This window comes from Candidatus Pelagibacter sp. PS_16 (assembly GCF_059417965.1).
Genome location: NZ_CM182074.1, coordinates 683,805 through 697,309 on the forward strand (window position 1 = coordinate 683,805; position 13,505 = coordinate 697,309).

Below are 13,505 nucleotides of genomic sequence, written 5' to 3' on the forward strand. Positions count from 1 at the left end.
TAAACGTGTTTTTTTTATTAATTTGCTGGAGTTTCTGTAGTCTCTAAAGGCTCAATTTTCTCTTGCTCAGCTAAGAATTTATTATCGGCATCAATGGCATTCTTATTCCATTTGTTCTTAATGTGACCTGTTCCAGCTGGAACTAATCTACCTACAATAACGTTCTCTTTTAAGCCATTTAATGGATCGACTTTACCTTTAATCGCAGCATCAGTTAAAACTCTAGTAGTTTCTTGGAATGAAGCAGCAGAAATAAATGACTCAGTTTGAAGTGAAGCTTTAGTAATGCCCATTAAAACTCTTTCACCAGATGCTGGATTCTTTCCTTCAGCAACTAGTTTTTCATTTGTATTATCAAACTTAATTCTGTCTATCATTTCACCTGGTAAGTAAGACGAGTCGCCAGACTCTTTGATTTCAACTTTTTTAAGCATTTGTCTTAATATCGTTTCGATATGTTTGTCGTTAATAATTACACCTTGTAACCTATAAACTTCTTGTACTTGGTTAACAAAGTATTCTGTTAAATCTTTTATACCAAGTATTCTTAAAATATCATGTGGCAACGGTTGTCCATCTAAAAGATACTCACCTTTTTTTATTTTTTCACCTTGGTTAAAATTAATATGTTTACCTTTTGGAATTAGATAATTTGAAGGTTCACCATTATCTGGTTGTATGGAAATTCTTTGTTTTCCTCTAACTTCTTTACCAAATAAAACTTGGCCATCATTTTCTGCAATTATTGCGCTATCTTTTGCTTTTCTAGCTTCAAATAATTCTGCAACACGAGGCAATCCTCCAGTAATATCTTTTGTTTTAGTAGTTTCCTTCGGAAGTCTAGCTATTATGTCACCAGCAAATATTTTTTGACCATCTTTCACTGAAAGAATTGAGTCTGGAACTAAATAATATCTGGCTTCATTATCATCAGCTTTTTTAATAACATTACCTTTATCATCTCTTAAAGTAATTCTTGGTTTTAAATCAGTATTTTTAGATTGAGCTCTCCAATCAATAACAGATTTAGATGAAATTCCTGTTGCATCATCGGTTGTTTCTTGAATTGAAACACCATCAATTAAATCTACATAACCAGCTATACCACTTTTCTCTGCGATAACTGGAGTTGTATAAGGATCCCATTCACAAATTTTTTCATTTGCTTTAACTTTATCACCATTCTGGAAAAATAATTTTGAGCCGTAAGCAACCTTATAAACAGCAACTTGAACTCCATTATTATCTTCAATTGATAATTGAGTGTTTCTTCCCATTACAATTAAATTTTTCTTAGAATCTTCTAATAAGTTAGAATTTATAATTTTTAAAGTTCCAGCTGTTTTTGTTACGATCTGAGACTCTTGTTTAACAGAAGCAGTACCACCAACGTGGAAGGTTCTCATTGTTAATTGCGTACCTGGTTCACCAATTGATTGTGCTGAAATCATACCTATAGCTTCACCTACATGAACCATTTTTCCTCTAGATAAATCTCTTCCATAACAAGTAGCACAAACACCAAGTTTAGAGCTACAAGTCATAACTGAATAAGCTTTGATAAATTTAACACCAGCTGCATCAATTTTATCGCAACCAGCTTCATCAATCATTGTTTCTTTTTTAATAACTACTTCACCAGTAATTGGATTTTTTACATCGAAAGCTGTAACTCTTCCAAGCGCTCTTTCTGATAAACTAACAACAACATTTCCACCTTCCAAAATTTCTGCTAATTCAATAAACCCTGGATTATCACACTTAATTTTAGATATAGTAAGATCTTGAGCTACGTCACAAAGTCTTCTTGTTAAATAACCCGAGCTTGCAGTTTTAAGGGCTGTATCAGCTAAACCTTTTCTGGCTCCGTGTGTTGAGTTAAAATATTCTAGGGCTGTTAAACCTTCTTTGAAATTAGAAATAATTGGTGTTTCGATAATTTCTCCAGATGGTTTTGCAATAAGACCTCTCATACCAGCCAACTGTTTCATTTGTGCAGCTGAACCTCTGGCTCCACTATCTGCCATCATAAATACTGAGTTAATTTTCATGCCATCAGGAGTACTTTCAGTGGCTGAAATACCTCTCATCATTTCACCAGCAACTTTATCTGTACATTTTGACCAAGCATCAACAACTTTGTTATATTTTTCACCTCTAGTAATTAAACCTTCTGAATATTGATTTTCATAATCTGCAATTAATTTTTTAGTATCTTCAATTAGTTGTCCTTTATTTACAGGAATAACCAAATCATCTTTACCAAAAGAAATACCAGCTTTAAATGCGTGTTTGAAACCTAAATCTTTTAAATGATCACAAAATATAACTGTAGTTTTCTGACCACAAAATCTAAAAACACTATCAATAATCTCTGAAACAGTTTTTTTAGGAAGCAATCTATCAATCATTGAAAAAGTAATATCTTTATGTTTTGGAAGTAAATTAGCTAATAAGAATCTTCCAGCAGTCGTAGTGTGTTTTTCAACTCTTTTGTTGCCCTTCTCATCTAATGTTTCAAATCTAGAAACAATAGTAGAGTGAACTTTTATTTGACCTGTAGATAGTGCATGTTCAATTTCATCATTATTTATGAAGTAACCATCTGGTTTTTCAGTTTGAAAAGGCGCTTGAGATAAATAGTAAAGACCTAAGATCATATCCTGACTCGGTACTATTATAGGTTTACCGTTTGATGGACTTAAAATGTTATTTGTTGATAGCATTAAAATTCTTGCTTCTAGTTGAGCTTCTAAACTTAGAGGTACGTGAACTGCCATTTGGTCACCATCAAAGTCAGCATTAAAGGCCGCACAACATAAAGGATGAAGTTCAATTGCATCTCCTTCAATTAACTTAGGTTCAAAAGCTTGAACTCCAAGTCTGTGAAGTGTTGGTGCACGGTTTAATAAAACTGGGTGTTCTCTTACAATAAGTTCTAATGCATCCCAAACAGCATTAGTTTCTTTTTCTACCAATTTTTTTGCTTGTTTGATTGTAGAAGCTAATCCTAGTTTATTTAATCTAGCATACAAGAATGGTTTGAATAATTCTAAAGCCATCTTCTTAGGTAAACCACATTCATGTAATTTAAGGTCTGGCCCTACAACGATTACAGATCTTCCTGAATAATCTACTCTTTTTCCTAGTAAGTTTTGTCTAAATCTACCCTGTTTACCTTTAAGCATCTCCGCTAAAGATTTAAGTGGACGTTTACCAGTTCCGGTAATTACTCTTCCTCTACGACCATTATCAAATAATGCATCAACAGATTCTTGAAGCATTCTTTTCTCATTTCTAACAATGATATCTGGAGCTTTTAAATCCATTAATCTCTTAAGACGATTATTTCTGTTTATAACTCTTCTATAAAGATCATTAAGATCTGATGTAGCAAATCTTCCACCATCTAATGGAACTAAAGGTCTTAATTCAGGTGGTATAACTGGTATTACAGTTAAAATCATCCATTCTGGCTTTTGACCAGTTTCAATAAATGACTCAATCAATTTAAGTCTTTTAATTGATCTTTCTTCATTAACTTTTGATTTTGTTTCTTTAATTGTATTAATTAAAAGCTTTCTTTCAAGCTCAAGATCCATTGATTTAAGAATAGATAAAATTGCTTCAGCTCCAATACCAGCTTCAAATGATTCTTCACCAAACTCGTCTTGGTATTTTGCTAATTCTTCTTCGTTAAGTAATTGATTTTTTTGAAGACCAGTTAAACCAGGCTCAATAACTATGAAGTTTTCGAAATAGAGAACTCTTTCAACTTCTTTTAACTTCATATCAACGGCTAATGAAATTCTACTAGGTAAAGATTTTAAAAACCAAATGTGTGCAACGGGAGTAGCAAGGTTTATGTGACCCATTCTCTCTCTTCTTACATTGGATTTTGTAACTTCAACTCCACATTTCTCACAAATAATTCCTCTAAACTTCATACGCTTGTACTTACCGCACAAACATTCGTAATCTTTTATAGGACCAAAAATTCGAGCACAAAACAAACCATCTTTTTCTGGTCTGAAAGTTCTATAGTTAATAGTTTCAGGTTTTTTAATTTCACCATATGTCCAAGATTTAATTTTTTCAGGGCTAGCTAAAGTTATTTTAATACTATTAAAATTTTGTGCTTCAGAAACTTCACTATTTTTAAATAAATCTGTTAATTCTTTTTTCATATTTAATTTAACTCTATGTTTAGTGCTAATGATTTAATTTCTTTAACTAGAACATTGAATGACTCTGGAATACCAGACTCAAAATTCTCTTCACCTTTAACAATTGTTTCGTAAACTTTAACTCTTCCAGCAACATCATCTGACTTAACTGTTAAAATTTCTTGTAATGTGTACGAAGCTCCATATGCTTCAAGAGCCCACACTTCCATTTCACCAAATCTTTGTCCACCAAGTTGTGCTTTACCACCCAATGGCTGCTGTGTAACAAGACTATAAGGGCCAGTAGATCTTGCATGAATTTTATCCTCAACCAAGTGATGCAGTTTAAGCATATAAATAATACCAACGGTTACAGGTCTATCAAACATTTCACCTGTTCTGCCATCCCATAAGTTAGTTTGACCTGAAGTAGGTAATTTTGCTAATTCAAGCATTTCAGAAACATCTTTTTCTTTAGCTCCATCAAATACTGGAGTTGAAATAGCTATACCATTTTGTAAGTTTTCACATAAATCTGAAAATTCGGTTTTGTTTAATTTGTCAATTCCTCCATCAAACACTTCATTACCATAAACAGATTTTAGGAATGATGAAATTTTTTCAGTTTTTTCAAATTTTTTATTATTTTCATTAACTAATCTTTTAACTTCTTCACCAAATTCTTTACAAGCCCAACCAAGGTGAGTCTCTAGGATTTGACCTACGTTCATACGACTTGGAACTCCAAGTGGATTCAATACAATGTCAACAGGTCTGCCATCTTCTCTATAAGGCATATCTTCAACAGGTACAATTTTACTGACTACACCTTTGTTTCCGTGTCTACCTGACATTTTATCACCTGGTCTTAATCTCCTTTTAATCGCAACGAAAACTTTTACCATTTTCATAACACTTGGTAATAAATCGTCACCACTTCTAATTTTTAAAACCTTATCTTCAAATCTTTCTTGAATATCTTGTTTTGCTTGATTGTATTGATCTTTTAATTGAGCAATACTCGCTTCATCATTAACATTGCCTACTGTTATTTTGAATACATCGTTAATATTAATTTTATTAATTGTCTCAAGATCAAGTTTGGTGCCCTCGTCTAAATCTTTTATTTTTTTAGATAAAGAAGCTCCTGATAAAATTTGATTAGCTCTTTGTTTTATGCTTCTTTCTAGAATTTCTTCCTCTACAATTTTGTCTTGTTGAACAGTATCAATTTCTGCTCTTTCAATTGTAATAGATCTTTCATCTTTTTCTATACCATGTCTATTAAATACTCTTACATCAACAACCGTTCCACTGCTTCCTCGAGACATTTTTAATGATGTATCAGTTACATCGATTGCTTTTTCACCAAAAATAGATCTTAATAATTTTTCCTCAGGTCCAGATGCTGAATCTCCTTTAGGTGTAACTTTACCAACTAATATATCGCCAGCTTTTACTTCAGCGCCTATATAAACAATTCCAGATTCATCAAGGTTTTTTAGGGCTTCTTCATTTACATTTGGAATATCTCTAGTGATTTCTTCTTCACCCAATTTTGTATCTCTAGCCATAACTTCATATTCAACAATATGAACTGATGTAAATACATCATCCGTGACACATCTTTCTGATATTAAAATAGAATCCTCAAAATTGTAACCTTGCCAAGGCATAAATGCTACTGTCACATTTTTTCCGAGTGCTAACTCACCTAGTTTAGTAGATGGTCCGTCAGCAATAATATCTCCTGATTTAACTTTATCACCTACTCTAACAAGTGGTTTTTGATTAATACATGTATTTTGGTTTGATCTTTTAAATTTTTGCAGGTTATAAATATCCACACCTGATTTAGTGAAATCTGTTTCTTCAGTTGCTTTGATTACAATTCTTTTTCCATCAATTTTATCTACTGTACCATCACGACTAGCAACAATAGTTACACCTGAATCAAGAGCAACATCACTTTCAATTCCAGTACCAACTAAAGGAGACTCTGGTTTTAATAAAGGAACCGCTTGTCTCATCATGTTAGATCCCATTAGAGCTCTGTTCGCATCATCATTTTCTAAGAAAGGGATTAGAGAGGCTGCAACAGAAACTAATTGTTTAGGTGAAACATCAATATAATCAATTTTACTTGGATTTGACAAAACGAAGTTTAAATTTTCTCTACAAGGAACAAGTTCTTCTAAAATTTTTCCAGATTTATCTATTTTTGCATTAGCTTGAGCAATTGTATATTTTGTTTCTTCCATTGCTGAAAGATATTCAACTTTATCTTGAACTACACCGTTTAGAACTTTTTTATAAGGACTTTCAATGAAACCATATTTATTAATCTTAGCATAAGTAGATAAGCTATTAATCAAACCAATATTCGGTCCTTCAGGCGTTTCAATTGGACAAATTCTTCCGTAGTGAGTTGGGTGAACGTCACGTACTTCAAATCCAGCTCTTTCTCTAGTTAACCCACCTGGTCCTAAAGCTGAAACTCTTCTTTTATGTGTAATTTCTGATAATGGATTTGTTTGATCCATAAATTGAGAAAGTTGTGAACTTACAAAAAAATCTTTAAGAGAAACTGTTAATGGTTTTGCGTTAATCAAATCTTGTGGCATTGCTGATTCAATATCAAGAGTTGTCATTTTTTCTTTAATCGCTCTTTCCATTCTGTAAACACCAATACGCGCTTGGTTTTCAACAAGTTCACCAACAGATCTTACTCTTCTGTTGCCCAAATGATCAATATCATCAACTTCATCTTTACCATCTCGTAAATCTAACATTTTATGAACGATAGCAATTATGTCGTCATTTCTTAAAATTGTAATTTTATCAGAACACTCAAGGTTAAGTCTCGAGTTCATCTTAACTCTACCAACATCAGAAAGATCATATCTGTCTGAACTAAAGAACAAGTTGTTAAATATCTGTGTAGCAATCTCAACTGTTGGCGGTTCACCTGGTCTTAAAACCTTGTAAATTTCAGTAATTGCATCATTTTTTGAATTATTTTTATCATTTAATATTGTTGTTAATAAATAAGGTCCTTTATTAATAGAATTAGTAATAGAAATTTCAATTGAGCTAATATTAGCCTCTAAAATTTGCTTAATAATAGTGTCATTTAATTCTGTACCTATTCCAAAAGTACCTTCTTCTTCATCATCACTAACTTTAACTTCATTATGTAAATATTTTCCAATTAAAGACTCTTGAGATACTAGAATGTCTTTAAGCCCATCTGAAGCTAACTTTTTAGCAGTTAAAAAATTAATTTTATCACCAAGTTTAATTACAACATCTCCTGTTTTAGCATCAGTAACTTCTTCAGAAAAATTTTTTGCTTTGTAATTTTCAGGATTAAATTTTGTTTTCCATTTTCCTGTTTTTGCATCAAATGAATAAGTGTCTTTATCATAAAACTCATCAGCAATTTCTGATTTAGTTAAACCTAAAGCCATCAAAAGAGTTGAAGCAAATATTTTTTTCTTTCTATCAATCTTAAAATATAAAAAATCTTTAACATCGTATTCTAAATCTAACCAAGATCCTCTGTTAGGAATAACTCTGCAATTAAATAATAGTTTACCACTTGCATGTGATTTGCCTTTATCATGATCAAAGAAAACACCGGGACTTCTATGCATTTGGTTTACAACAACTCTTTGAACACCGTTTGTTATAAAAGTTCCACTATCAGTCATCATAGGCACTTCACCCATATAAACTTCCTGCTCTTTGGCAGATAAAATATCTTTAGTATTGTTTTCTTGGTCAATTTCGTAAACAACCAATCTTAAAGTACATTTTAGTGCTGACGTAAAAGATAATCCTCTTTGAATACATTCTTCAGTATCAAATTTTGGTTTTTCAAGTCTATAAGAAACGTATTCTAATGTGGCTTTATCATTTAAATCTTCTATCGGAAAAATACTTTTAAAAACTCTATCAAATCCTTTTGATAAATCTCCAGCTTCACTGTCAAAATCAGTAAGTTGTTTGTATGAATTTTTTTGAACTTCAATTAAATTTGGAATAGATAATGTTTCCGCAAGCTTTCCAAAGCTTTTTCTTACATTTTTCTTTTGAGTAAAAGATAATTGCATTTATTACTAATCACTGATTAATAAATTAACCAGTTATGAAATCTTTCTAATTAATTTATTTAAGTTCTACTTTTGCGCCAGCTGCTTCCAACTTAGCCTTGATCTCTTCAGCATCTTTTTTGTTTACACCAGACTTAACTTCTTTTGGTGCACCCTCAACTAAATCTTTTGCTTCTTTAAGACCTAAAGATGTTGCTGCTCTAACTTCTTTAATAACATTAATTTTTTTATCACCTGCAGAAATTAACATGATTGTAAAATCATCTTTTGCTTCTTCAGCTGCTCCACCTGCTGCTGCTGCTGGTGCTGCTGCAGCCATAGCTGTAACACCCCACTTTTCTTCAAGCTGTTTTGAAAGTTCAGCTGCTTCAACAACAGTTAAACTTGATAAGTCTTCAATAATTTTATTTAGATCAGGCATATTTTTTTTTACTCTTTAGGTTGTTTTTTAAGAATTTTCTGGGCTCAAACTACTCATTTTTTCGGATCGTGCAAGTAAAATACTTACTAATTTTGATGCTGGTGTAGCCAAAATTCCCACAAGGTTAGCTCTTGCTTCATCAAGTGTTGGTAAATTTGCTACATTTTGAACTGCAGCTTGGTCTAATACCTCATTACCCATAATTCCACCTAAAAGTTTCAAACTTTCGTTTGTTTTGGCAAATTTAGATAAAATTCTAGCTGATATTATCGCGTCATTAGAAAAAGCAACTGCAGTAGCGCCTGTAAATAAATTTGATAGCTCCTTACACTTAGTTTTTTCTAGTGCAATTTTTGTAATTCTATTTTTTGTTATAGTGAACTTAATGCCATGTTCTCTCATTTGCGCTCTAAGTTCATCAAGTTGAGACATTGTAAGTCCTTGGTAGTGAGTTACCATTACAGCTTCATTATTCTGAAACTGTGTTTCCATTTCACTAATGTAATTCTTTTTTTGTTCCTTGTTCATCATAACTATATAGCTTTTCCTAATTTAACTTTATACGAAACACCCATGCTTGACGTTATAAAAGTATTTTTTATTAAATCACCTTTTAAAGTTAGGTTTCCTTTTTCTTTTTCTAAAGTATCTAAAATAGCATGAAAATTTTTAAGTAATTGATCATCATGAAAAGATTTCTTACCTATACTTACACCAATATTTCCATCTTTATCGTTTCTAATTTCTGCTTGTCCAGATTTAGCATTTGTTACAGCTTGCTTAATATCCTCTGAAACTGATCCTAATTTAGGGTTAGGCATTAATCCTTTTGGTCCTAAAACTTTTCCAAGCTTAGATAATTTAACCATCATACCTGGTGTACAGATTAATTTTTCAAAATTAAGTTCACCTGCTTTAATTTTATCTATAAATTCATCGCTACCAACTACATCAGCACCAGCATCTTTGGCTTCTTTAGCTTTTGTATCCTCACAAACAACAGCTACTTTTACTTTTTTACCTGTTCCACCAGGTAAGTTAACTACAGTTCTAATATTTACTTCACCTTTTTTTTGTTTGTTGTTTACTTGAAAGCTTAAGTCAATTGATTCATCAAATTTTGTAGTACAATTTTTTTTAACAGTCGCTAATAAATTTTCAATAACATCAGCAGTTAAATCTTTTGTTTTTTCAGGTAATTGTTTAAATCTTTTTGATGGCATTAGTCTTTAACCTCTATCCCCATTGATCTTGCTGATCCTGCAATAATTTTTACTGCTTGCTCAAGATCGTGAGCATTAAGATCTTTCATTTTTTGGGTTGCAATTTCTTCTGCTTGTTTTTTTGTAATTGATCCAGCGATACTTCTGCCTGGTTCTTTAGATCCACCTTTAAGTTTAGCAGCTTCCTTAATAAAATGTGATGCTGGCGGTGATTTAATTTCAAAATCAAATTTTTTATCTTTATATACAGTAATAACTACTGGAATTGGTTTTCCAGCAAATGCTTTTGTTTTATCGTTAAAAGCTTTACAAAATTCCATTATATTAATTCCACGTTGACCTAACGCAGGACCAACTGGGGGTGCTGGATTTGCTTGGCCACCCATAATTTGTAACTTTATATATCCACTAATTTCTTTTGCCATTAACTTGCTTTCTCTACTTGGTTATACTCTAAATCAACTGGTGTTGGTCTTCCAAATATTGAAACTGAAACCTTAAGTCTTGATTTCTCTTCATCTATATCTTCAACCATACCGCTGAATGATGCAAAAGGACCGTCAACGACCTGAACTTTTTCACCAATGCTGTATTCTATACCAGATTTTGGCTGAGCTACACCATCTTTTATTTGTCCTAAAATCTTTTCTATTTCTTTATCTGAAACAGGAACAGGAATGCCCTTTGAACCTAAAAACCCACTCACACGCTTTAAGTTTTTAATTAAATGATAAAGATCATTATCCATTTCACTTTTAATCAAAACATAACCAGGAAAGTATTTCTTTTTTCTCTGAATTCTCTTTCCTCTTTTTACTTCTGTTACATCGTGTGTTGGAACAACAATTTCTTCAATTTTGTCAGAAATTTTTGCTTTTTCAGCTTCTTCCTTAATTAATCCAGCAACTTTATTCTCAAAATTTGAGTGTGATTGAACAATATACCAATTTTTCATTAAATACTTACCTTTAGTAAAGCTTCCAATAAAAATTTAAGTACTTGATCAAGAAGCAAAAAGAAAAGAGACATAATAACTGCCATAGCAAATACCATTAATGCACCTTGCATTGTCTCTTTTCCGGTAGGCCAAGAAACTTTAAAGGCTTCTTGTTTAACTTCTTGGATAAATTTTATCGGGTTTTTCATAATATACTGTTTAGCTTATTGGCAGGAGCGGAGGGAATCGAACCCTCAACCTCCGGTTTTGGAGACCGGCACTCTACCAATTGAGCTACACTCCTATAGAGTTTACTCTATAATTTTAGTTACTACTCCAGCTCCAACTGTTCTACCACCTTCACGAATAGCAAAGTTTAATTTTTCGCTCATCGCAATTGGAGTAATTAATGTAACAGTGAATTTAGCGTCATCACCAGGCATAACCATTTCAGTTCCAGCTGGTAATGTAACTTCTCCAGTTACATCAGTTGTTCTAAAGTAAAACTGAGGTCTGTATTTAGTAAAGAAAGGAGTGTGTCTTCCACCCTCATCTTTTTTAAGTACATAGGCCTGAGCTTCAAATTTAGTGTGTGGTGTAATTGAAGCAGGTTTACAAAGAACTTGTCCTCTTTGAATGTCATCACGTTCAACACCTCTTAATAGTATACCAACGTTATCCCCTGCTTCACCAGAATCTAAAAGTTTTCTGAACATTTCAACACCAGTACAAACTGATTTTTTAGTTGCAGTAACCCCTACAATTTCAACTTCTTCACCAGTTTTAATAACACCAGATTCAATTCTTCCAGTTGCAACAGTTCCTCTACCTGAAATTGAGAAAACATCCTCAACAGGCATTAGGAAAGGTTTGTCAATATCTCTAGTTGGTTGAGGAATAAATTCATCAACAGCTTTCATTAATTCTATAATAGAATTTTTTCCAATTTCTTCATCTCTACCTTCAACAGCAGCTAATGCAGATCCTTTAACGATAGGAGTTTTATCACCTGGATATTTGTATGAAGTTAAAAGTTCTCTAATTTCTTCTTCAACAAGTTCAATCATATCTTTATCATCAACTTGATCTACTTTATTTAAGTAAACAACAATTGCAGGAATACCAACTTGTCTTCCTAAAAGAATGTGTTCTCTAGTTTGAGGCATAGGACCATCAGCAGCATTAACCACTAAGATAGCTCCATCCATTTGAGCTGCACCGGTAATCATGTTTTTTACATAGTCAGCGTGACCTGGGCAATCAACGTGTGCGTAGTGTCTTTTTTCAGTTTCATATTCAACGTGAGCAGTTGAAATTGTAATCCCTCTTTCTTTTTCTTCAGGGGCTTTATCAATCTGATCGTAAGCAACAGCTTTTCCTCCACCAAGTTCTGCTAATGTAATTGTGATAGCAGCTGTTAATGTTGTCTTACCATGGTCGACATGACCAATTGTACCGATGTTACAGTGTGGTTTATTTCTTACGAACTTTTCTTTTGACATTACGTTTTTACCTCAGTTTTAGTTTTATTAATAATTTCTTTTTTTCTTGGAGCGGGTAAAGAGAATCGAACTCTTACATCCAGCTTGGAAGGCTAGCGTTCTACCATTGAACTACACCCGCACAACATCAAGAATAACACTCCATTGTTATAAAAAATTTTATTGATTGGTGGAGGGGGAAAGATTCGAACTTTCGAAGACCGAAGTCAACGGGTTTACAGCCCGCCCCATTTGACCGCTCTGGAACCCCTCCTTTTTGGGGAAGTGTCCCCTTGCTCAATAAAGCTTCAAACAACATGCGTTTTATATATTTTTATTATGCAATTGCAACACGAGATTTACTGTGAAAATGGAGGAAAATACGTATAAAACAAAGATAATTTTATGAATAAATCATCTTTTTTAATCGTTGGTCAACATGCTGTAATTGAGGCTTTAAGAAACCCAAAAAGAAAGGTTTTAAAAGTTTTTTTAACAGAAGAAAGTAAAAAAAATATTCATAGAAAAAACCCAAAGAAGAATGTCCTTGAAGACGTTAAAGTCTATTTTAAATCAAAAAAAGAATTAGATAAGTATACCTCTAAAGATCAAATTATGCACGGTGGGTACATTGCAGAAGTTGAGCATATCGATCAACCCGACTTAAAAGAATTTATAAAAGGAAAAAATGAATTAACATTTGTTTGCATAGATGAAGTAACAGATCCTAGAAATATTGGATCGTTAATTAGAAGTGCTTCTTCATTTCATATAGATGGATTAATAGTTAAAGAAAGACAATTCCCGTCTGATAGTAAGCTTATGTATAAAGCCGCAAGTGGATGCATGGAGCATATTAATATTTTTGAAGTATCAAACATAAATTCAACACTTAAAAATTTAAGAGAAAAGAATTTTTGGGTTTATGGGTTTGATGCAAGAGGAGAAAAAGACTTTACAGAAATTAAATGGGAAGGAAAGAATGTTCTTTTATTTGGATCTGAAGGTTTCGGTATGAGAGAACATACTGGAAAGTACACAGATTTTTTTGTGAAGATTGACATAAATAAGGATGTAGAAAGCTTAAATATCTCAAATAGTGCAGCGATTGTGTTTCATCATTTAAGTTATTTGAAAAAAAATTCTTGATTAGTCTAAGATT

The 13,505-nt window shown here is 32.5% G+C and carries 10 protein-coding genes and 3 tRNA genes; 1 reads left to right on the forward strand and 12 read right to left on the reverse strand.

Annotated elements, in window-relative coordinates; all coding sequences use genetic code 11:
• Window positions 1–17 precede the first annotated feature (17 nt).
• The 12 genes from rpoC to AC5SL0_RS03690 all read right to left on the reverse strand — a co-directional run bounded on the left by rpoC (window position 18) and on the right by AC5SL0_RS03690 (window position 12,617).
• Window positions 18–4,187, reverse strand: coding sequence for a DNA-directed RNA polymerase subunit beta' (gene rpoC, locus AC5SL0_RS03635; RefSeq protein WP_006996806.1), 4,170 nt, complete (start codon window positions 4,185–4,187; stop codon window positions 18–20).
• 2 nt (window positions 4,188–4,189) lie between these two features.
• A complete protein-coding gene (rpoB, locus tag AC5SL0_RS03640; RefSeq protein WP_494617839.1) occupies window positions 4,190–8,281 on the reverse strand; it encodes a DNA-directed RNA polymerase subunit beta in 4,092 nt (1,363 codons plus the stop codon).
• Between the two features lie 55 nt (window positions 8,282–8,336).
• Window positions 8,337–8,702, reverse strand: a complete 366-nt coding sequence (rplL, locus tag AC5SL0_RS03645; RefSeq protein WP_006996804.1) for a 50S ribosomal protein L7/L12 — start codon at window positions 8,700–8,702, stop codon at window positions 8,337–8,339.
• 27 nt (window positions 8,703–8,729) lie between these two features.
• On the reverse strand, window positions 8,730–9,230 hold the full coding sequence (rplJ, locus tag AC5SL0_RS03650) for a 50S ribosomal protein L10 (RefSeq protein ID WP_006996803.1): 501 nt from the start codon (window positions 9,228–9,230) through the stop codon (window positions 8,730–8,732).
• 5 nt (window positions 9,231–9,235) lie between these two features.
• Window positions 9,236–9,925, reverse strand: coding sequence for a 50S ribosomal protein L1 (gene rplA, locus AC5SL0_RS03655; RefSeq protein WP_494593970.1), 690 nt, complete (start codon window positions 9,923–9,925; stop codon window positions 9,236–9,238).
• On the reverse strand, window positions 9,925–10,350 hold the full coding sequence (rplK, locus tag AC5SL0_RS03660; protein ID WP_006996801.1) for a 50S ribosomal protein L11: 426 nt from the start codon (window positions 10,348–10,350) through the stop codon (window positions 9,925–9,927). The genes rplA and rplK overlap by 1 nt, the downstream gene beginning before the upstream one ends.
• Window positions 10,350–10,880, reverse strand: a complete 531-nt coding sequence (nusG, locus tag AC5SL0_RS03665) for a transcription termination/antitermination protein NusG (RefSeq protein ID WP_006996800.1) — start codon at window positions 10,878–10,880, stop codon at window positions 10,350–10,352. The genes rplK and nusG overlap by 1 nt, the downstream gene beginning before the upstream one ends.
• Window positions 10,880–11,071, reverse strand: a complete 192-nt coding sequence (gene secE, locus AC5SL0_RS03670) for a preprotein translocase subunit SecE (RefSeq protein ID WP_006996799.1) — start codon at window positions 11,069–11,071, stop codon at window positions 10,880–10,882. Before secE ends, nusG begins: the two co-directional genes overlap by 1 nt.
• Before the next feature lie 19 nt (window positions 11,072–11,090).
• Window positions 11,091–11,166 (reverse strand) — tRNA-Trp (locus AC5SL0_RS03675).
• A 7-nt stretch (window positions 11,167–11,173) separates the two neighbouring features.
• Entirely contained in the window at window positions 11,174–12,364 is a 1,191-nt protein-coding gene (tuf, locus tag AC5SL0_RS03680; protein WP_006996798.1) for an elongation factor Tu, read from the reverse strand.
• Window positions 12,365–12,411: 47 nt separating this feature from the next.
• A tRNA-Gly gene (locus tag AC5SL0_RS03685) sits at window positions 12,412–12,485 on the reverse strand.
• Between the two features lie 46 nt (window positions 12,486–12,531).
• Window positions 12,532–12,617 (reverse strand) — tRNA-Tyr (locus AC5SL0_RS03690).
• Between the two features lie 131 nt (window positions 12,618–12,748).
• Here AC5SL0_RS03690 and rlmB point away from each other — a divergent pair.
• Window positions 12,749–13,492, forward strand: coding sequence for a 23S rRNA (guanosine(2251)-2'-O)-methyltransferase RlmB (gene rlmB / locus AC5SL0_RS03695; RefSeq protein ID WP_006996797.1), 744 nt, complete (start codon window positions 12,749–12,751; stop codon window positions 13,490–13,492).
• The last annotated feature ends 13 nt before the right edge of the window (window positions 13,493–13,505 follow it).